The following is a 22,105-nucleotide window of genomic DNA, read 5'->3' on the forward strand; positions in this document are numbered from 1 at the left end:
CTTATCAATCAAATATCTTCTTTCTTTTATTTTCTCCGGTTTCACTCAACCCATACTTTGCCCTCGTTATATTCTGAATTATCTCTCTCTGTACACTTTCCAATGACTTATTTCTTTTTGTAATAACTCCAAGGCAGAACCTTTCTGCAATAAATAAGACCGTTCAGTATATTTTATATAAGAAGTCGGAATCTCCTGCTTCTTTTCTTTATAATAGGCAATCGCATATCGCAAAGCTTCCGATCTATATTTGCAGACAGCCTTTCGTTCGGCATAGTACAAATCTTTATAAGCATTCTCTTCACTTCTCAACTTTTTCCAGAATGCGGAAAAGGCTGTTGATACAGCATCTTTCTCTTCCTTGGTTACCGCTTCCTTTTGCTTCTTCACCAGATCTTTATATTCTTTGTATGTATTTAAAAACTTATCCAGTTCCTCTTTACTGGCTTTATGTTCCAGACGATAAGTCTCCAAAGAAGCAGGACGCTCATATTCGACAACCTGTTGCAGATAAGGCAAATCATTCCAACTTATATATTTATTGTTTGCTTCACAATAATCTGCGTAAGCAGCTGCAAGCTGCCAACTATATTCTTTTGTCTTTTGACTCAATTCCTCGTTGATGGCGGACAAGTTCTTTTCCATCTCTTTCAAGTCCTGTGCTAATACCGCTTGCATACTTCCCCATCCGGAGAGAAACAAACAAAGCATACTCCATAAAACTGTTTTCATAATAAGATGATTTAAATTTTCTCCAAAGTTATTGTTTCTCTACAGAATTCCAAACACAATTACAGATTTGCGATATATTTCCATAATGGAGCAGCATTCAGCGCTTGCATAATTTCGTTCTTATCGAGCAGACTTCTCACCTCTTCCAATGTGAGCAGATGGACGGTGATATCTTCAGTAGCTTCCAGATGCTGATGGTCTATCAGTTCCACGTCTGTGGCAAGAAAGCAGTAAGTCAGATTGGTATGAGTGCTCGGATTAGCGGAAATCACCATATACTCTTGCCAGTTTCCTTTTCCGTAGCCCGTTTCTTCCCACAATTCACGCTGGGCGGACACCAACGGCGAAGCATCTTCCTTCTCGCAGACACCGGCACAGAGTTCATAACAAGTTCGTTCGATTCCCGGACGGTACTGGCGGACAAAAACGAATTGACCATCTTTGGTAATGGCAATGGTATTTACCCAGTCGGGATACTCAAGGATATAATACTCGGGGATATGATTCCCATTGGGAAGTAACATATCTTCGCAACGCACAGTCAGCCATGGACGGCGAAATAGATATTTGCTACTTACCGTTTTCCAGGCTTTATTCTTCTCTTCCATAAGATTTGTTTTTCTCCCGGCAAAAATACGAATTCCTCCGGATTATCCTACCTTTCGGTTGCTTGTTTTTATTCGTCTGTGTCGATACAAGTGATCTCTATCTCATGTATCTGCTCCAAGTATTTTTTGGTAGAGCTTACCAAAGAACTTCCCATGTAGAATAAAAACATCAGGCTGATAATAACCATCAATGCACCAATCATGGCAAAACGACTGCGCTGTTCAAAAATACTGCTATTCATAACTCTGCCTCCTCTTATTTTTTGTCCACTACAAAGATAACACGCGAGGGCTACAAAAAAGTTACAAGAATGTTTCAAAAAACTTAAATATTGAAATTCTGTTCGTATCTTTGCACCAACTAACTAACAACCTCTTTATTACAATATGGCATTTACGAATAATATTATGATTGTCCGGCATAAACTGCTGGCAGACCTTGTTAGACTCTGGAAAAACGACGAATTAGTGGAAAAGATAGACCGGCTTCCGATTGAGTTGAGTCCACGAAAATCGAAACCCCTAGGACGGTGTTGCGTACATAAAGAACGCGCAGTGTGGAGATACAAGACTTTTCCCCTGATGGGACTGGATATGACAGACGAACACGACGAAGTTACCCCACTTTCCGAATATGCACGATTGGCATTGAGTCGTCCCGAACCAGACAAGGAAAATATCATGTGCGTCATCGACGAGGCCTGTTCTTCCTGTGTACAGATCAATTATGAAATAACCAACCTTTGTCGCGGATGCGTGGCACGTAGTTGTTACATGAACTGCCCTAAAGATGCGATACGTTTCAAGAAAAACGGTCAGGCAATGATTGACCATGACACATGTGTCAGTTGCGGTATTTGTCACAAGAGTTGTCCTTATCACGCTATTGTATATATTCCCGTACCTTGTGAAGAGTCTTGTCCGGTAAAAGCTATCAGCAAAGATGAACACGGCATAGAGCACATTGATGAAAGCAAGTGTATCTACTGTGGAAAATGCATGAATGCTTGTCCGTTCGGGGCTATCTTCGAAATCTCGCAAACATTCGATGTATTGCAACGCATCCGTAAAGGGGAAAAGATGGTAGCCATCATCGCCCCGTCTATTTTGGGACAGTTTAAGACTTCTATCGGACAAGTGTACGGTGCTTTCAAGGAAATTGGATTTACTGATGTGATCGAAGTGGCCGAAGGTGCTATGGCAACCACCAGTAATGAAGCACACGAGTTACTGGAGAAACTGGAAGAGGGACAGAAGTTTATGACTACTTCCTGTTGCCCTTCTTATATCGAACTGGTAGAGAAACATATTCCGGATATGAAACCTTATGTTTCTACCACCGGATCACCGATGTACTACGCTGCACGGATTGCCAAAGAGAAGCATCCGGATGCTAAGGTTGTATTTGTCGGTCCTTGTGTAGCTAAACGAAAAGAAGTACGTCGTGACGAAGCGGTGGATTATATTCTGACGTTCGAAGAAATCGGTTCAATTCTCGATGGACTGGGTATTGAACTGGAACAGGTACAGGAGTTCTCTGTATTACATACGTCTGTTCGCGAAGCACATGGATTTGCACAGGCAGGTGGTGTGATGGGAGCCGTCAAAGCTTATCTGAAAGAGGAAGCGGAGAAAATTAATGCGATACAAGTGTCGGACATCAATAAAAAAAATATCGCTCTGCTGCGTGCCTGCGCCAAGACAGGAAAGGCTGCGGGACAGTTTATTGAAGTGATGGCATGCGAAGGAGGATGTATCACCGGACCGAGTACGCATAACGACATTGTTTCGGGACGTCGCCAACTGGCACAAGAGCTACTCAAACGGAAAGAGAGCTATGAAACAATGGATCGATAAACTACGGCAGGAAAGAACACTGACACCGGAAGAGTTCCAGCAACTGTTGACCGGATGTGACGCAGAAATTCTGCGTTACATCAATAAACAGGCGCAGGAAGTCGCACTCCTCCACTTCGGAAATAAGATTTATATCCGCGGACTGATTGAAATCAGTAACTGCTGCCGGAACAACTGCTATTACTGTGGTATCCGAAAAGGGAATCCGAATATCGAACGTTACCGGTTAAGCCGAGAGAGTATACTGAACTGTTGCAAACAGGGCTATGAACTGGGATTCCGCACCTTTGTATTACAAGGAGGAGAAGATCCTGCACTAACAAACGATCAGATAGAAATGACTGTTGCCCGTATCAGACAGGAGTATCCGGATTGTGCTATTACGCTGTCACTCGGTGAAAAATCACGTGAGGCATACGAACGTTTCTTCCGTGCCGGAGCCAACCGTTATCTGTTACGTCACGAAACTTATAATGAGTTGCATTACCGGCAACTGCATCCAGCGGAAATGTCCGGCAAACAACGCCTGCAATGTTTAGCGGATTTGAAAGAGATCGGTTATCAGACAGGAACCGGAATCATGGTCGGCAGTCCGGGACAAACAGTAGAGCATATCATTGAGGATCTATTGTTTATAGAAAAGCTACGCCCGGAAATGATTGGCATCGGGCCTTTCCTGCCCCATCATGATACACCTTTTGCCGAATATCCCAGCGGAACGGCGGAACAGACGATTCTTCTATTATCCATTTTCCGCCTGATGCATCCGTTCGCATTGATTCCGGCAACAACAGCCCTTGCCACTCTCATTCCTGATGGTAGGGAACGGGGTATTTTAGCAGGTGCGAATGTGGTTATGCCTAACTTGTCTCCTCGAGAGGAACGGAGAAAATATGAATTATATAATGACAAAGCTTCACTCGGAGCGGAATCTGCCGAAGGGCTGGCTGCCTTACAAAAGCAATTGAAGACCATCGGCTACGAGATTTCTACCGAAAGAGGCGACTTTAAGTACACTACAGAGAATATATGATATACCAAAAAGATTCATCAAAAGCAGAAGAGTTTATCCATCATGAGGAGATTCTGGATACGCTGGAATATGCGCAGAACAATAAGGATAACCGTGTCCTGATTGAACAACTGATTGAAAAAGCGGCTTTGTGCAAGGGACTGACGCACCGGGAAGCGGCTATTCTGCTGGAATGTAACCAACCTGACCTGATAGAACGTATCTTTCATCTCGCCAAAGAAATCAAACAGAAGTTTTATGGCAACCGTATCGTCATGTTCGCACCGCTTTATTTGTCGAACTATTGCGTAAATGGTTGCGTATATTGTCCGTATCATGCTAAAAACAAGACGATTGTACGCAAGAAACTGACGCAGGAGGAAATTCGCAGGGAAGTGATTGCTTTGCAGGACATGGGACATAAGCGGCTCGCTCTTGAAGCGGGTGAGCATCCGTCACTAAATCCGATAGAATACATTCTTGAATCTATTCAGACGATTTACAGTATCAAACATAAAAATGGAGCGATCCGCCGGGTAAACGTAAATATCGCAGCTACTACAGTAGAAAATTATCGCCAATTAAAAGAAGCGGGTATCGGTACGTATATCTTATTCCAGGAGACTTATCACAAGAACAACTACGAAGCACTTCATCCCACCGGTCCGAAAAGCAATTATGCCTATCACACCGAAGCAATGGACCGTGCCATGGAAGGGGGAATCGATGATGTAGGTATTGGTGTGCTTTTCGGTTTGAATACTTATCGGTATGATTTTATCGGATTGTTAATGCATGCCGAACATCTGGAAGCCAAATTTGGTGTAGGTCCTCATACAATCAGTGTGCCGCGTATCTGTTCGGCGGATGACATTAATGCGGGAGATTTTCCGAATTCAATTTCCGATGAGATATTCAGTAAGATTGTAGCTGTTATCCGAATTGCCGTTCCTTATACCGGAATGATTATTTCCACACGTGAATCACAAGAATCGCGCAAGAAGGTACTCGAATTGGGTATCTCACAAATCAGCGGCGGCTCACGTACCAGTGTAGGCGGATATGCTGAAACGGAATTACCCGATCATAATTCCGCGCAATTTGACGTAAGCGATACCCGGACATTAGACGAAGTGGTCAACTGGTTGCTCGAACTCGGATATATCCCCAGCTTCTGTACTGCCTGTTACCGGGAAGGACGGACAGGCGACCGTTTCATGTCATTAGTGAAATCCGGTCAGATAGCCAACTGTTGTGGCCCCAATGCCCTGATGACTCTGAAAGAGTATCTGGAAGATTATGCTTCCGAAGATACCCGTCAGAAAGGATTGAAATTGATTCTAAAAGAAACAGACCGAATCCCCAACCCCAAAATCAGGGAAATAGCTATCCGAAACCTCAAAGCCATAGCCGCAGGGCAAAGAGATTTTAGATTTTAAATCATACGCCAATGTGCTAATATGTCGATGTGCCAATTGGCTGTACATGAATTAACAGATTGATAAATTAGTAATTATGAGCTTAACAGATACTCCAAATGCAAGCAGACTTCATATAGCCCTTTTCGGTAGACGGAACAGTGGTAAATCTTCTCTTATCAATGCATTGACAGGACAGGATACCGCCCTCGTTTCAGATACTCCGGGAACGACTACCGACCTTGTATCCAAAGCTATGGAAATTCAAGGTATTGGTCCGTGTTTGTTTATAGATACTCCGGGGTTCGATGATGAGGGAGAACTTGGAGAGCTGCGTATCAGCCGGACTTTAAAGGCTATTGAGAAAACAGATATTGCATTACTGCTATGTGGAGATACTACCTTTTCTCATGAAAAAGAGATGCTGACACTATTGAAAGAGAAGAATATCCCTGTCATTCCGGTATTGAATAAAATAGATATACGAGAGAACAGTGATAGCTTAGCCACATACATTGAGAAAGAATGTAAAATACGCCCATTACTTATCAGCGCCAAAGAAAAGACAGGAATTGAACAGATCCGGCAAGCCATTCTCGAAAAGCTGCCTTCGGACTTCGGTCAACAGAGTATCACCGGGGAACTTGTGACAGAAAACGACCTTGTACTTCTGGTTATGCCGCAGGATATTCAAGCTCCAAAAGGCAGACTGATTTTACCACAAGTGCAGACTATCCGTGAATTGTTGGACAAAAAATGTCTCGTAGTGACTTGCACCACTGACAAGTTTCCGGCAACCTTGCAAGCTCTTGCCCGCCCTCCGAAATTAATTATCACCGATTCGCAGGTCTTCAAAACGATTTATGAACAGAAGCCAAAGGAAAGTGAACTAACCTCTTTCTCTGTGCTTTTCGCAGGATACAAGGGTGATATTCATTATTATGTAGAAAGTGCTGCTACCATTGAAAGACTGACGGAATCGTCGCGTGTACTGATAGCGGAGGCTTGTACGCACGCTCCCCTTTCCGAAGATATAGGAAGAGTGAAACTCCCCCGTTTGTTACGGAAACGAATTGGAGAGAATCTGCAAATTGATATGGTAGCCGGAACTGACTTTCCACAGGATCTGACTCCTTACTCTTTGGTAATCCATTGCGGAGCATGTATGTTCAATCGTAAATACGTACTTAGCCGCATCGAACGTGCTCGGGAGCAACACATTCCCATGACGAATTATGGAGTAGCGATTGCTTTCCTCAATGGAATACTAGATCAAATAAAATATTAAAAAAGAAGTCGACTCTCTTTTAATTTTAAAGTGAACCCCCAAAGTCTTTTATCTGACTTTGAGGGTTCACTTCATTTTTATGTTAAAGCGGCCTCTTTATATAGAGAGTTCTAATATCTCTGCTTATTTCTTCACTACAGCAATCAGTTCTTCTGCCGAAACAAGATTTTGTTCTCCTGTCTCCATATTCTTCAACATGGCTTTGCCTTCGTTCATTTCATTCTCGCCGACAATAGCTACAAACGGAATATTCTTTGTATTGGCATAACTCATCTGTTTCTTCATCTTGGCTGCATCCGGGAAAATCTCGGCACGGATACCGGCAGCACGCACTTTCGACAGAATTCCCATAGAGAATGCAGCTTCCTTTTCACCGAAGTTGATGAATAGAAGTTCTGTTCCATTCACAGCTTCTTTCGGATAAAGTTCAAGTTGGTTCAATACATCGAAGATACGGTCTGCACCAAAAGAGATACCCACTCCCGACACTCCTGCCATACCAAATACTCCGGTCAGATTATCATAGCGACCACCACCTGTGATACTACCAATCTGCACATCCAACGCTTTCACTTCAAAGATAGCACCTGTATAGTAATTCAGTCCGCGAGCCAATGTCAGGTCAAGCTCGATTTCATTCTTCAAGCCCATTGTTTCCAATGTATTCAGGATAAATTCGCTTTCTTCCACTCCTTTCAATCCTACTTCACTGGCCGATAATACATTCTTCAATGTTGCCAACTTTTCCGCATTCGTACCGCTAAGGAGAATGATTGGCTGCAACTTGGCAATAGCCTCATCACAGATTCCCTTCTCTTTCAGTTCGGCATTTACATTATCCAAACCTATTTTATCCAGTTTATCAATCGCTACAGTAATATCGACGATTTTATCCGATTCACCTATAATTTCAGCGATACCGGAAAGAATCTTACGGTTGTTTATCTTAATACATACACGAATATTAAAACGACTGAAAACAGTATCGACAATCTGCATCAATTCCACTTCGTTCAGTAATGAATCGCTTCCTACAACGTCAGCATCACATTGATAAAATTCGCGATAACGTCCTTTTTGCGGACGGTCAGCACGCCATACCGGTTGAATCTGATAGCGCTTGAACGGGAAAGTGATCTCATCACGATGCATCACGACGTAGCGAGCAAAAGGTACTGTCAAGTCATAACGCAAACCTTTCTCACAAAATTTACTTGCCAGTTTGACAGCATTACGGCTTAACAATTCTTCGTCAGTAATCCCGGAAAAGTAATCTCCTGAATTTTGAATCTTAAAGAGTAGTTTATCCCCTTCATCGCCGTACTTTCCCATCAGTGTAGAAAGCATCTCCATAGACGGAGTCTCTATCTGTTGGAAACCATACAAATGATATACGTCACGAATCGTATTGAATATATAATTACGCTTCGCCATTTCTACCGGCGAAAAGTCACGAGTTCCTTTAGGAATACTTGGTTTTGCTGCCATAATATTACTGTTTATAATTTTAATGGCGCAAATTTACTGCAAATTTCCGAGCAATGCTTACATATATTTGAAAAAATCACCCGTATTGTGTCCATCCCCTATTAATATCGTAAAGAAACACTCAAACAAGTCCTCCAAACTATATAAAAAATCCTCCATAGTCTTTGGAAAGACTGCGGAGGATCCCTTTTTATTCTATAGAAGGAAGCTGGCAAAACTGCCTTTTCCCTTTTTCATTTCTTAGTCTCTTCTACCCATGAAGATCATGATGTAGTAAACCAATGTTGCTAATGAACCTAATGCAGCAACTACATACGTATAAGCAGCTGAACGAAGAGCGTCTTCTGCCTGTGCATGATTGTACGAATTAGTAATGCCGGATGAACTCAACCATACCAATGCACGTTTACTTGCATTGATTTCCACCGGCAGCGTGATAAAGCTGAACAGTGTAGTCATAGCAAACAGGATAATACCTGCCAGCAATAACTGCGGGAAAGAGTTTATCAGCAAGATACCACCCAACAATACCCACGTCATAATGGAAGAAGCAAAGTTCACAACCGGAACCAGCGCACTACGCATCTTCAACGGAGCGTACATACGTGCATGCTGCACAGCGTGTCCACATTCATGGGCCGCTACGGCAGCCGCCATAATGCTGTTACTTTCATACACCCCTTCACTCAAATTCACTGTTTTGTTAGTAGGATTGTAGTGGTCGGTCAATCGTCCCGGCGTATGTGTAACCTGCACATCATAAACACCATTGTCATGCAACATCTTCAAAGCAACATCGCGTCCTGTCATTCCGTTTCCTGTAGGAATCTTAGAGTACTTCTTGAATTTGTTTTGCAAATTCATCTGTACCAACCAACTGACAACAGCGATTCCTATAAATAATACCCAATAAGACATCATATACTTTTCAATTTTAATTATTACTCTATATATCTATAAACAAATTGTTTGCCAAAAATAAGGGGAAACGTTCAATGTCAGAATAGTTTCCCCTTGCTTTTATGAAGAATTAGCTAAAAATTAGTCAATTGTCAGTTCTACTACATAGTCAATATCTTTTGGTACCTCGGCGAATTCGAGCAAAACACCAGCTTTCGTCTTTGTGAAACGAACCGGAGACTGATCTTTAAACAAGACTGCTTTCTTAACCTTCTTGCCTGTCAATGGCAGGAACAAAGCTGCATCTTTCAGGTCGAGGATATGTACATAGAGTTTATTTCCTTTTTGTGTGGTCACTCCCCAATCATGCGGAGCAACTATGCCGCTTCGTGTTCCATAGATCGTTTCGCCATATTGTTTCATCCACTCTCCCATCTCTGCCAAGCGTTGCACAGCTACCGCAGGAAGTTCCCCATCAGGTTGAGGGCCGATATTCATCAAAAGATTGGCATTCTTACCGGCTGCCTTCACCAGATAGTGAATCAATGTCTTTGTAGATTTATAATTCTGGTCGGTAATCTTATATCCCCACATACCATTCATTGTTTCGCAAGTTTCCAACGGCAAGCGACTCACCTCCTGTCCAGAAAGTCCCGAAGCATTCTCACCCGGCAGATCGCGTTCGAAAATCTGAATATCTTCTCCATCAAAAGGCGTCTGATGATGATTGTTACCCACCAGGCAGCCCGGTTGGAGTTTATGAATCAAAGCATACTGCTCCGGTAATTCCCAGTTAAAAGATTTAGGTTGATCCCACCATCCGTCAAACCAGATGGCACCTACCGGACCATAATTCGTCAGTAACTCCGTCAACTGGTTATTCATGAATTGATAATAGCTTTTCCAATCCCCTTTCGAGTTCGAACGTCCCGTCCCCTGTCCTGTACGTCCCCAGGGATAGTCCTCACGCGCCCAGTCAAGATGAGAATAATAAAAATGAAGCTTGATTCCCTGCTTGGCACAGGCAGCTGCCAGTTCTTTCACAATATCTCTTTTAAAAGGGGTGGCTTTGACTACGTTATAATCCGAATACTTAGTATCGAACATAGAAAAACCTTCGTGATGACGGCTAGTAAAACAGATATATTTGGCTCCCGAAGCTTTAATAGCCTCCACCCATTTATCGGCATTAAACTTGGAAGGATAAAGTCCACCTGCCAGTTTGGCATACTCTTTATAATTCAGATTATTGTTTGTCATAGTCCACTCACCGGTAGCGAGCATGGCATATAGCCCCCAATGAAGAAAAATACCAAACTTATTGTCCTGAAATTCCTGCCGTGCTTTCAGATTCTCTTCGGCAGGCTGATAAGGAGACTGTGCAAATGCTCCCAAGTTCATGACGAACAACAAAAGGAAAGTAATAAAACGTGTTTTCATAAGGCGTACATTATTTTTCTGTGTGTTTAGAATAGACTACAAAGGCTTGAATAAAAAAGGCGGAGTTTTTCTTCAATCTCCGCCTTTCCTCCATATAATAAATCAATGGTTATTCTTCTGTATAACGTTCGATCGTCTGTGCTCTGTCCGGTCCTACAGAAACAATCTTGATTTCTACGCCAAGTTGTTCTTCCAGGAAAGTCAGATAAGCGTTGAACTCTTCCGGGAATTCATCTTCGCTCTGCATCTTGGTCATATCTGTCTGCCAGCCCGGAAGCTCTGCATAAACAGGTTCTACCCCTTCTGTGATGTCATACGGGAAATAATCGATTTCTTCACCATTCACTTTGTAGGCAACACAAGCTTTGATTGTTTCGAAAGTATCGAGTACATCGCTCTTCATCATAATCAATTTGGTAACCCCGTTTATCATAACGGAATACTTCAGCGCTACCAGGTCGATCCATCCACAACGACGTTTACGTCCGGTAACAGAACCGAATTCATGTCCCAAAGTACACATCTTGTCACCTGTTTCATCAAACAGTTCTGATGGGAACGGGCCTGCTCCTACACGAGTACAGTATGCTTTGAAGATACCATATACTTCACCGATACGGTTAGGCGCCACTCCCAGTCCGGTGCAGGCTCCCGCACATACGGTATTGGAAGAAGTCACGAACGGATATGAACCGAAATCAATATCAAGCATAGTACCCTGCGCTCCTTCACAAAGAACGCTCTTACCATCTTTCAACAGATTATTCACTTCATGTTCGCTATCTACAAAATGGAATTGTTTCAGGTATTCGATACCTTCCAACCATGCTTTTTCCAGTTCAGTAAGATCGTATTCATAATTCAGGCTCTTCAGAATTTGTTCGTGACGAGCTTTTGCGGCAGCATACTTCTGGTCGAAATTATGAAGAATATCACCTACACGAACACCGTTACGGCTCACTTTATCCGTATAAGTAGGGCCGATACCCTTGCCGGTAGTTCCTACTTTGGCGTCTCCTTTGGCTGCTTCATAGGCAGCATCCAGAATGCGGTGTGTCGGAAGAATCAGATGAGCTTTCTTTGAAATGTGCAAACGTTCTTTCAGCGGATGACCTGATGCTTCAAGCGCTTCTGCCTCTGCCTTAAACAATGCCGGATCAAGTACCACACCGTTACCGATGATGTTTACCTTGTTTCCTTGAAAAATACCGGAAGGAATAGAGCGGAGCACATATTTCTGTCCTTCGAACTCAAGCGTGTGACCGGCATTCGGGCCGCCCTGAAAACGAGCAACCACATCATACTTAGGTGTTAAAACGTCGACTACTTTTCCTTTACCTTCGTCGCCCCATTGTAATCCTAATAGAACATCTACTTTCATTTTTCTTTTTTATTGTTGTTATTTACTTTTTTCCGTTTGTTAGCTCTGTCGCACTTACTACATACTCCATATATATATAAGGAGTAATGCGAAAGCTGGAAGCGGCTCAATTTCGTATTTTCAATGGCATGCTGTAATTCCTCGTTCTGAAACTCGGTCACTCTACCACATTGAGTACATATCTGATGATGATGTGTCTCGCGATTATATGATTTTTCGTATTGGGAAGAAGTGCCAAACTGATGCTTAATGACCAGTCGTGCATTGATAAGGAGGATAATGGTGTTGTAGAGAGTTGCACGGCTCACCCGGAAATTCTCCTGGTCCATCATCCGTGAATAAAGCATGTCAATATCGAAATGACCGTCGATAGAATAAATAGTATCGAGTATGGCGTAGCGTTCAGGAGTCTTACGATGCCCGTTCGCCGTGAGATATTCCGTGAATATCTGCCTTACTGTATCTTTCACGTTTTGAGTTTCCATCATCAGCCAAAATTAGCGCGAACAAAGTTAAGCCTTTTTTGCGGAAAGCAAAAGAAATTCCTAGAAATAAGTAATGGGTTAATTATTCTTCAGTCTCTTCTTTCACCATGTTGTAGAGCATCTGCTCCCCTTCCAAGGTAGAATCAGCCATTCCCTCCACCAGACGGCATACTTGAAAGGCATGTTCTTCACTATGCTGCATATATTTGCGGATAACCAATAAAGCAGCGTTACGAACATGATAACTGTTGGAATGTACAGCACAGATTGCCTGATCGAGTAATTCGCCGGAGGCGCGTTCGGTCATATCCCCTTTCTTCATCAGAAGACGGGCAGCAGTCAGAAAACCGCAAGTCTGTATATACTCTTGCTCATCTGCAATCCAGTGAAAAGATTTGGCCGGAGCATACGGCAAATGCTGGAAGAGATTCATGCAAGTCAGCTCGGCTATTTCGATATTCCGGATATTTTCTACCCAAATGTCGGCTATCTCAGGATAAAACGTTTCAATCGGCTGAAGCATCCCCGCCAGAATTTTACATTCGCGAATGTCCTCTTTCCACAGAGCCTGTGCCAGGTCATGATTCTTCTCATAACTTTCGGCAATCATCTTGATACGAGGCAGTTCCACTCCGAAATTGAGTTTATAAACCAGCCCTTTCTCACGCATACTTTGGGACACAGCCCCGTTCATAGAGAGACGGAGCTGTGTCTTGATATCTTTTAATTGTTCTTTTATATCCATTTCAAATCAGTTGTTTATTGAAGGCAGCGGAGAATAATCAGTGCTGTAACGCAGCATTTGTTCTACATAACCTTCATCATAGGAAACTGTGACATCTGTAACAGTTCCGTTTTCATCTGTCACCAGTTCGTATTTCGGATTCACAAAGCCTTTGTAAGGAGCTAGATTCAGCTTCTTATAGCGTTCCAGAACTTCTGCATGCAGAGCCGGATCCACTTTTACCGCATAGTTTTCTACCAATGTACGAGCACCTTCAAAATCGCCAGTCGACTTGATGCGCTGAATTTCAGCTAATAATTCGCCGAAAAGCTGACGTACCTTCTGATAGTCATTGATAACCACATAAGTCTTTCCGTCTTTCTTCACCAGTTCCACCGCTTTATCGGCAGCTCCTTTTTCAAATACCCAACGGGCTATCAGCTGGCGATTGCGCATGTGAGCTTCTTCAACACTATTTCCCGGTTCGATACGTACCAGTTGTGTCATCAACCCGTTCATCAGATAAGTATAGTATTGAGCCTTATAAGCATCGGGAGAAGAGAGCAATCCCAGTTCCACCAGCTTCGGATCGGCTACATAATACAATCCGAATAAATCAGCACGTGCCTCTTCGATGGTAGAGCCATAAGCCTTCAATGCATCCGGATCTACGCCCGGAAGCAACTTACCGGAACCGTGTCCCAAACATTCGTGCAAGTCCGTATGCAGCTCGTCCGTTAAGTCAGAATAGGCATCAATCAGTTGTATTTCAGCATCGCTATAAACAAATTCTTCGTTGAATCCGTTTCCGTGAGCGGCTTTATTATAAGCGTCTGTTATATTTCCGATTGTTACTGACTTAGAGCCGTGATGAGCACGAATCCAGTTAGCATTCGGCAGATTGATACCGATAGCTGTTGCCGGATAAAGATCACCTGCAAGGATAGCAGCAGTAATCACTTTAGCCGATACCCCTTTCACCTTTTCTTTCTTGAAAGATTTATCAACCGGAGAATGATCTTCAAACCATTGCGCGTTACTGCTGATAATCTCCGTACGATGTGTCGATTCCAGATCTTTGAAGTTCACCAAAGATTCCCAACTCGCTTTCATCCCCAGCGGGTCGCCGTAACTTTCAGTAAATCCATTCACAAAATCTATTCGTGAATCCAAGTCTTTCACCCAAAGAATAGCATATTCATCGAAATCTTTCAGATTGCCTGTTTCATAGAATTGAATCAGCTTGGTGATAACGGCCTTTTGCGCCTCATTCTCTGCCACACCTTCCGCTTTCTTCAGCCAATAAACAATCTTCTCAATAGCCTGTGTATAGAGTCCGCCTACTTTCCAAACCTTCTCTGTCAACTTTCCGTTTTCTTTTACCAAGCGACTGTTCAGTCCGTAAGAAACCGGTGTTTCGTCTTTCGGGTCTTTCATATCACTATAAAAACGTTCTGCCTCTTTCTGCGTCACTCCGTCATAATAGTTACAAGCAGAAGTCAACACAAGATCTTCGCCATCCGCCTGGTTTACCCGCTTCGGCATAACTGCCGGATCGAAAATCACCGGGAACAGCTCGGCACAGAGTTGATCGGCAGTCTGCCCTTTCTCCAGCGGAAGCAACTTGGCATCCAGACCGAGCACGGCCTGTTTCAAGAATCCCTGTGAGAAGTTCGGCACAAATTTCTCCGTACCATAGTGATGATGAATACCATTGGAGAACCATACCCTTTTCAAGTACACCTCCATGTTTTTAAAATCAGGCGTCGTTTTATCCCCCTGATAGTTTGTATATACTGCTTCGAGCATCCTACGGATTCTCAAATTATATTTTCCATTCTGGTCAAACAGAATATCCCTTCCTTCCAGAGCAGCCTCTGTCAGGTAATAAATCAGTTCCTTCTGTTTCAGCGTCAGTTCCTCAAATCCGGGAACCTTATAACGCAATATTTGTAAATCAGCAAATTGTTCCACTGTATAATCAAATTTTTCTGCTTCAGCAGTTGTTGTTTTACTTCCTCCGCACGATGTTAAGAGCGTGGCGGCCACTGTCATTAAAATCAGATGTTTTCTCATAATGTTAGTATTGATTAATTAAAATGAGAAAAGGAATTATCTCCAAAATCTTTCATTTAGAGGTAATTCCTTTTGACTAGTTTCGGAACGCGCAATTATTTCTTATTTTCGAGATGTTTTTTGCGATATCCATTAGGAGTCTCACCTACGTTTTTGTAAAATGCAGCGTAAAAAGATTGACGATTTGCAAAGCCAACCATGGCACTAATTTCTTCCACATTTTTGTCGGCATAACGTTTGTCAGTCAATAAATGCAAAGCATCTTTTACTCTGTATTCATTCAACAGGCAAGAATAGTTCATGCCAAAGCGTGAGTTTACTACTGCAGAAAGGTAACGAGTATTCGTTTTCAATTCTTTCGCCAAGTCCTTAGCTGAATAATCAGGATCCTTGTACTTCTTCTGTACAACGATGATATTCAGGATCTTGTCATACAACTCGTCTGCCAATTCCGGTCTAATCAAAGACCTGTATGCAGCCTTTTTTTCTTTCTTTTCCCTCAAATTGTAGGGACGTTTTTTCGGAGTTTCTTCCGTTTTTTTGTTCTCTAAATCACTCATTGAATTAACTGGTTAGGGTTTGTTCATTTGTTAATTATTGCTCATTTGCAACATAACATGTTACAAATGTCTTACTTTTTTTTTAAACACACAATTATTTTGTGCATTTTTTTTCTAAATAAACAATCAAAAACCTTGAAAAAGAGGGAATAGGGTTGAATAATAAGAAACTTTAACTTATTTATAATTCATATCAGAAACTGAAATCTACACATAATGAAAATTGCCAAAGAAAAATGTACCTTTGCAGCATGGATAAATCAGCATCAATGAGAGAAACTCTAAAGACATATTTCGGATACGATAGTTTCCGTCCTCTGCAAGAAGAAATCATCCGCCACATCCTGAACAAACAGGATGCATTGGTATTAATGCCTACTGGTGGGGGAAAATCAATCTGCTACCAACTCCCTGCATTGCTTTGCGAAGGTACTGCCGTTGTCGTTTCCCCACTTATCTCATTGATGAAAGATCAGGTAGAAGCATTGCTGGCAAATGGCATCGCTGCCGGAGCACTGAACAGCAGTAATGACGAAACGGAAAACGTCCAACTGCGTCGCGCATGTGTTGAAGGACGCCTGAAGCTGCTTTACATTTCACCGGAAAAACTTTTAGCAGAAAAGGATTATTTGTTGCGGGATATGAACATCTCTCTGTTTGCTATTGATGAAGCGCATTGTATTTCACAATGGGGACATGACTTCCGTCCGGAATACACACAAATGGGAGTGCTTCACCAACAATTTCCGCAAATACCGATTGTCGCACTAACTGCTACTGCGGATAAAATCACACGCGAAGACATTGTACGGCAATTACATCTCAACCATCCCCGCATCTTTATCTCATCTTTCGACCGTCCCAACATTAGCCTGACTGTGAAACGTGGTTTTCAAGCGAAAGAGAAGAACAAGGCTATCTTAGAATTTATTCACCGCCACGGGGGAGAAAGCGGGATTATTTATTGCATGAGCCGAAATAAGACAGAAACCGTCGCACAGATGTTGCAAAAGCAGGGTATTCGCTGCGGTGTCTATCATGCCGGATTATCCACCCAACACCGGGACGAAACACAGAATGATTTCATTAACGACCGCATACAGGTAGTATGTGCCACCATTGCTTTTGGAATGGGGATTGATAAATCAAATGTCCGCTGGGTCATACATTATAACCTGCCTAAAAGTATAGAAAGTTTTTATCAGGAAATAGGACGTGCCGGACGCGACGGTCTTCCTAGCGACACTGTTCTGTTTTATTCATTAGGAGATTTAATATTACTAACCAAATTCGCTTCGGAAAGTAATCAGCAAAACATCAATCTGGAAAAGCTTCAACGTATGCAGCAATATGCAGAGGCTGACATTTGCCGGCGTAGAATCTTATTAAGCTACTTCGGAGAGACAACAACAGAGGATTGCGGTAACTGCGATGTTTGTAAAAATCCACCTCAACGATTTGACGGTACGGTCATCGTGCAAAAAGCATTAAGTGCCATCGCACGTACGGAACAGCAAATCAGCATAGGACTGTTGATTGATATTCTCCATGGAAACTATTCTGCTGAAGTTACCGGAAAAGGTTATCAGGAACTTAAAACGTTCGGTGCCGGACGCGATATTCCTCCTCGTGACTGGCAAGACTATCTGCTTCAGATGTTGCAACTCGGCTACTTTGAAATAGCTTATAATGAGAACAATCATCTTAAGATAACGTCAAGCGGAAGCAATGTTCTCTTCGGAAGGACACAAGCGGCATTGGTAGTTATCCAACATGAGGAAGCAGTTACCCGAAAAGGAAAAAAGAAAAAAGTGGTTATCGCCAAAGAACTCCCCTTCGGTGCAGCAGGCGGCGAAAGCCAAGATTTGTTCGAAGCATTGCGAGGATTAAGAAAACAGCTTGCCGATCAGGAAGCTTTGCCTGCCTATATCGTCTTGTCAGATAAAGTTTTGCATCTGCTTTGCATCTCACGTCCCACCACTATCGAAGAGTTTGGAGAAATCAGCGGTATCGGAGAGCACAAGAAAAAGAAATATGGAAAGGATTTCGTAAATCTGATTAGACAGTTCGTAGAATAAAAGAAATTCTTTAATAGTATGCATTAACGAGTCACCTGACTAATGATTATTCGTTCCACCCGGGTTATCTTTTCGTTCCACCTATGTTTCCCTTTCGTTCCACAAAGGTAGAACGAAAGGGAAACATAGGTGGAACGAACTAATGCCTGTAATAAAAGACCCTAACTTATGTAAACCGGAAAGATAAAGTTACTTTATTTATAACTTCACTTACATTGCTTAAGCTGTTCGTGCAAATCAGCCGGAGGCACTCCCAATGAAATGGCTTTTTCAAAGTCGGCTTTTGCCAATCCTTTTTTCTTCTGTGTCAGGTAGATATTCCCACGCAGCAGATAAGCATCAGCCGAGGCAGCATCCAACCGGATCGCTTCCTCCAAATCAACCAATGCCAGATCTTCATGCTTCATTTCACGTTCCACGTCGGCACGGGCAATATAAAGCGTCGCATCGTCAGGAGTAGCCGTAATCATCTTATTCAGAATTTCAAGAGATTCCCGAAATTTTCCTTCTTTCTGCTCCAGAGTAGCCAATCCCAGACGACCGCTATAACTCTGCGGATCCAGTTCCAGCAAACGATTATAATCGATTCTCGCAGCCGGATAATCCCGGCGGAGCACATAAATATAGGCACGCATCAACAAAGCTTCCTTGTTCTGCTTATCCTCATCAAGCACCTGACAATAATCGGTATAAGCACGGTCCGTTTTTCCCATTTCCATATAAATAGCGGCACGGTCGAGTAAAATAGGAACTGCCAAAGGAGCAAAATTCAGTGCAAAAGAATAAGACTCCAGCGCTTTATCAAACTCACCCAAGCGACGCTGTACCAATCCCAGGTTAGAAAAAAGCAACGCATTTTTGGCATTCTTCGGTTCCAGCTTCAAAGCCTGAAGCAAAAGTTCCTCTGCTTTGGGAAGACTGTCTTTCTCAATACATTCAATGGCTCTCTCGGACAATTGCTGATAAGTTTGTGCAAAGGCAACAGCCGGAAAACAAAAAAGCAAAGCTATAATTATTCTTACCATGGTTCAGGTCTTTTTTATAATGAATGAATTAATCCAATGGATATGCGTCAAAAGCAAACAGTTCGGTCGACAAATAACGCTCTCCCGTATCAGGTAACAACGCTACTATTTTTTTGTTCTTAAATTCCGGACGCAGTGACAGTTGACGGGCAGCATACACAGCTGCTCCCGAAGAAATTCCCGCCAGCAGACCTTCCGTCGACGCTAACTCACGTCCCGCACGAATCGCTTCATCATCGGGTACACCCATCACCTCATCTACCACAGAAGCATCATAAAGTTTGGGAATAAAATTTGCTCCGATACCCTGAATACGATGCGGAGCCGCCTCTCCTCCTGCCAATACAGGAGACGACGCCGGTTCTACCGCCACAATATAAATATCCGGATTATGTTTCTTTAAAGCACGGGCTACACCGCAAACCGTTCCTCCGGTGCCCACTCCGGCCACAAAAACAGCCACTTCACCGTCTGTATCCCGCCAGATCTCTTCACCTGTCGTCCGCTCATGAACAGCCGCATTAGCCGGATTCTCAAATTGTTGTAAGATCACCGAACCGGGAATACTATCACGCAACTCCTGCGCCTTGGCAATAGAAGCTGCCATCCCTCCTACCCCGTCTGTCAATACAATCTGCGCACCCAGCGCTTTCAACAGATTCCGCCGTTCCAGGCTCATTGTTTCAGGCATGGTCAATATCAAATGATACCCTTTAATAGTGGCTACCATTGCCAACCCGACACCTGTATTTCCGCTTGTCGGCTCAATAATCGTCGCACCGGGTTTCAATAATCCCCGAACTTCGGCATCTTCAATCATCGAAAGAGCCACCCTGTCTTTTACACTTCCCGCCGGATTAAAAGCCTCCAATTTGGCAATAATATTTTGTTCCAGACCGTACTTTCCGCTATAACCGGAAAGTTCCATCAAAGGGGTATTCCCCACTAAATCTGTTAGTTTCCTTGCAATCTTTGCCATCTTATTACTTTATTTTTGTCACAGACACGACAAAGATATGGAAAAAAAGGTATGTTTTATATCACTTCATGAGAAAGATAAGGAAAAGTATAGTAACTTTGTATCCGTTCAATCTTTTTAAGTTTACAGATATGAAAAAGAGAATCATACAATTTCTCACGACCTATTTTTTATTTGTTCTTTTATTCGTTCTTCAGAAACCAATCTTCATGGTTTACTACCATGACTTATATACCAATGTATCTTTAGGTGACTACTTCCGCGTCATGTGGCACGGATTGCCTCTGGATTTATCTCTCGCAGGCTACCTGACCGCTATCCCCGGCTTACTGCTCATCGCCTCCGCCTGGACCAATTCATCCATACTCCGCCGCATCCGGCAAGGATACTTCGGGGTAATCGCCTTTGTCATGGCCTGCATTTTTATCATCGACCTGGGATTATACGGCTTTTGGGGATTCCGTCTGGATGCCACCCCCGTTTTCTATTTCTTCTCTTCCCCCAAAGATGCTATGGCAAGCGTCAGCTTTTGGTTTGTACTATTGGGAATCTTATCAATGCTGATCTATGCAGCAATTTTATACTTCATTTTCTATTACGTCCTTATCCGGGAGAAAAAGGCCCTGAAAATACCTTATCGACGTCAGAATGTCTCGCTTGCGCTCCTTTTGCTGACAGCGGCACTCTTCATCCCTATCCGGGGCGGATTCAGCGTATCCACCATGAATTTGAGCAAGGTGTATTTCAGTCAGGACCAACGCATGAATCATGCAGCTATCAATCCGGCATTCAGCTTCATGTATTCCGCCACCCACCAGAATAATTTCGATAAGCAATATCGCTTCATGGACCCGAAAATAGCCGACGAATTATTTGCAGAGATGGTAGACAAACCTGTCGCAGCAACAGACAGCATCCCCCAATTATTGAATACACAACGTCCGAACATTATTTTTATTATCCTTGAGAGTTTCTCCACACACTTGATGGAAACTTTCGGAGGACAACCTAATGTGGCTGTCAACATGGATAAATTCGCAAAGGAAGGCATACTATTCAGCAACTTCTACGGTAGCAGTTTCCGTACAGACCGCGGACTGGCATCCATTATCAGCGGATATCCCGGACAGCCAAGCACCAGCATCATGAAATATCCCGAAAAGACGGACAAACTTCCTTCTATCCCCCGCAGCTTGAAAAACGCAGGATATAATCTGGAATATTACTATGGTGGAGATGCCGATTTTACCAATATGCGCTCTTACCTGGTATCTTCCGGCATCGAGAAGATTATTTCCGATAAAGATTTTCCTCTGTCCGAACGTACAGGAAAATGGGGAGCACAGGATCACGTCTTATTCCAACGCCTGATGAAAGACCTGAAAGAAGAAAAACAAAAAGAACCGTTTCTGAAACTTGTACAGACATCAAGCAGCCACGAACCATTCGAAGTCCCGTTCCACAGACTGGATGACAAAATCCTCAATTCTTTTGCCTATGCCGATAGTTGCGTGGGAGATTTCGTGAAACAGTATCAAGAGACACCGCTATGGAAAAATACACTGTTTGTACTCGTTCCCGATCATCAGGGTGCATATCCGTATCCAATAGAAAATCCGCTGGACGGCCAAACCATTCCACTGATTTTAATTGGAGGTGCAATAAAACAACCCTTGGTTGTAGATACTTATGCTTCACAAATAGACATCGCCGCTACCCTGCTCGCTCAACTAGGATTGCCGCATGATGAATTTACTTTCAGCAAAAATATCATGAATCCGGCGTCACCTCATTTCGCATACTTTACCCGGCCGAATTATTTCGGAATGATTACCGCCGATAATCAATTGGTATATAACCTCGATGCCAATACTGTGCAACTGGACGAAGGTACTGCCAAAGGAGCCAACCTGGAAAAAGGAAAAGCGTTCCTGCAGAAGCTCTACGACGACCTGGCGAAACGCTAGGAAATGAGTTATATTGAATATTTATAAAGTAATATAGGACAATTTTCTATTCTTTATTGTATATTTGCGACATTAAAAATAGATCAA

18 protein-coding genes and 1 pseudogene are annotated in these 22,105 nt (G+C 42.9%); 6 read left to right on the top strand and 13 right to left on the bottom strand.

The annotated features are described in order from the left end of the window. Positions 1-4 precede the first annotated feature (4 nt). The 3 genes and pseudogenes from DXA54_RS02260 to DXA54_RS28125 form a co-directional block, all read right to left on the bottom strand. Positions 5-732 (bottom strand): annotated as a pseudogene (locus DXA54_RS02260) (DUF5039 family protein). A 59-nt stretch (positions 733-791) separates the two neighbouring features. Then, positions 792-1,340, bottom strand: coding sequence for an NUDIX hydrolase (locus DXA54_RS02265; protein WP_004301068.1), 549 nt, complete (start codon positions 1,338-1,340; stop codon positions 792-794). 68 nt (positions 1,341-1,408) lie between these two features. Next, complete coding sequence (locus tag DXA54_RS28125; protein WP_004301069.1) at positions 1,409-1,582, bottom strand: hypothetical protein; 174 nt, start codon at positions 1,580-1,582, stop codon at positions 1,409-1,411. 145 nt (positions 1,583-1,727) lie between these two features. Here DXA54_RS28125 and DXA54_RS02270 point away from each other — a divergent pair, with 145 nt between their 5' ends. The 4 genes from DXA54_RS02270 (at position 1,728) to hydF (ending at position 6,915) form a co-directional block, all read left to right on the top strand. Then, entirely contained in the window at positions 1,728-3,197 is a 1,470-nt protein-coding gene (locus tag DXA54_RS02270) for a 4Fe-4S dicluster domain-containing protein (RefSeq protein WP_004311775.1), read from the top strand. Continuing rightward, complete coding sequence (gene hydE, locus DXA54_RS02275; RefSeq protein ID WP_120078901.1) at positions 3,178-4,230, top strand: [FeFe] hydrogenase H-cluster radical SAM maturase HydE; 1,053 nt, start codon at positions 3,178-3,180, stop codon at positions 4,228-4,230. The genes DXA54_RS02270 and hydE overlap by 20 nt, the downstream gene beginning before the upstream one ends. Further along, positions 4,227-5,648, top strand: a complete 1,422-nt coding sequence (gene hydG, locus DXA54_RS02280) for a [FeFe] hydrogenase H-cluster radical SAM maturase HydG (protein WP_165863211.1) — start codon at positions 4,227-4,229, stop codon at positions 5,646-5,648. Before hydE ends, hydG begins: the two co-directional genes overlap by 4 nt. A 76-nt stretch (positions 5,649-5,724) precedes the next feature. Beyond that, complete coding sequence (hydF, locus tag DXA54_RS02285) at positions 5,725-6,915, top strand: [FeFe] hydrogenase H-cluster maturation GTPase HydF (RefSeq protein ID WP_117514697.1); 1,191 nt, start codon at positions 5,725-5,727, stop codon at positions 6,913-6,915. Between the two features lie 123 nt (positions 6,916-7,038). Here hydF and hisS read toward each other — a convergent pair whose 3' ends face one another. From hisS to DXA54_RS02325, 8 genes are all read right to left on the bottom strand, one after another. Further along, on the bottom strand, positions 7,039-8,403 hold the full coding sequence (hisS, locus tag DXA54_RS02290) for a histidine--tRNA ligase (RefSeq protein ID WP_120078902.1): 1,365 nt from the start codon (positions 8,401-8,403) through the stop codon (positions 7,039-7,041). Between the two features lie 240 nt (positions 8,404-8,643). Then, complete coding sequence (locus DXA54_RS02295) at positions 8,644-9,324, bottom strand: zinc metallopeptidase (protein WP_120078903.1); 681 nt, start codon at positions 9,322-9,324, stop codon at positions 8,644-8,646. Positions 9,325-9,444: 120 nt separating this feature from the next. Beyond that, positions 9,445-10,743: an alpha-L-fucosidase gene (locus tag DXA54_RS02300; protein WP_120078904.1), complete on the bottom strand. Its 1,299-nt coding sequence runs from the start codon at positions 10,741-10,743 to the stop codon at positions 9,445-9,447. Between the two features lie 109 nt (positions 10,744-10,852). Further along, entirely contained in the window at positions 10,853-12,124 is a 1,272-nt protein-coding gene (locus DXA54_RS02305; RefSeq protein ID WP_004301093.1) for an adenylosuccinate synthase, read from the bottom strand. Beyond that, the gene (locus DXA54_RS02310; protein WP_004327109.1) at positions 12,121-12,609 is read right to left on the bottom strand and encodes a Fur family transcriptional regulator; all 489 of its coding nucleotides are present in this window, start codon (positions 12,607-12,609) and stop codon (positions 12,121-12,123) included. The genes DXA54_RS02305 and DXA54_RS02310 overlap by 4 nt, the downstream gene beginning before the upstream one ends. 82 nt (positions 12,610-12,691) lie before the next feature. Continuing rightward, positions 12,692-13,354 carry a DNA alkylation repair protein gene (locus DXA54_RS02315; RefSeq protein WP_074560006.1) on the bottom strand — a complete coding sequence of 221 codons (663 nt, stop codon included), beginning with the start codon at positions 13,352-13,354 and terminating at the stop codon, positions 12,692-12,694. 6 nt (positions 13,355-13,360) lie between these two features. Beyond that, positions 13,361-15,409 (bottom strand): dipeptidyl-peptidase 3 family protein, encoded by a 2,049-nt coding sequence (locus DXA54_RS02320; protein WP_165860901.1) that lies wholly within the window; start codon positions 15,407-15,409, stop codon positions 13,361-13,363. 95 nt (positions 15,410-15,504) lie between these two features. Continuing rightward, a complete protein-coding gene (locus DXA54_RS02325; protein ID WP_004301101.1) occupies positions 15,505-15,969 on the bottom strand; it encodes a helix-turn-helix domain-containing protein in 465 nt (154 codons plus the stop codon). Positions 15,970-16,238: 269 nt separating this feature from the next. On the opposite strand from DXA54_RS02325, the gene recQ reads away from it, so the two are divergent. Continuing rightward, complete coding sequence (gene recQ, locus DXA54_RS02330) at positions 16,239-18,047, top strand: DNA helicase RecQ (protein ID WP_120078906.1); 1,809 nt, start codon at positions 16,239-16,241, stop codon at positions 18,045-18,047. Between the two features lie 206 nt (positions 18,048-18,253). Here the strand turns inward: recQ and DXA54_RS02335 are convergent, their stop codons facing one another. Both DXA54_RS02335 and cysK read right to left on the bottom strand, forming a co-directional pair. Beyond that, positions 18,254-19,072 (bottom strand): tetratricopeptide repeat protein, encoded by an 819-nt coding sequence (locus tag DXA54_RS02335; protein ID WP_120078907.1) that lies wholly within the window; start codon positions 19,070-19,072, stop codon positions 18,254-18,256. 28 nt (positions 19,073-19,100) lie between these two features. Beyond that, on the bottom strand, positions 19,101-20,051 hold the full coding sequence (gene cysK / locus DXA54_RS02340; RefSeq protein ID WP_008651981.1) for a cysteine synthase A: 951 nt from the start codon (positions 20,049-20,051) through the stop codon (positions 19,101-19,103). Between the two features lie 131 nt (positions 20,052-20,182). On the opposite strand from cysK, the gene DXA54_RS02345 reads away from it, so the two are divergent. Continuing rightward, positions 20,183-22,018: an LTA synthase family protein gene (locus tag DXA54_RS02345; RefSeq protein WP_165863212.1), complete on the top strand. Its 1,836-nt coding sequence runs from the start codon at positions 20,183-20,185 to the stop codon at positions 22,016-22,018. The last annotated feature ends 87 nt before the right edge of the window (positions 22,019-22,105 follow it).

It is taken from the genome of Bacteroides sp. OF03-11BH, from assembly GCF_003604005.1.
Classification (GTDB): domain Bacteria; phylum Bacteroidota; class Bacteroidia; order Bacteroidales; family Bacteroidaceae; genus Bacteroides; species Bacteroides ovatus.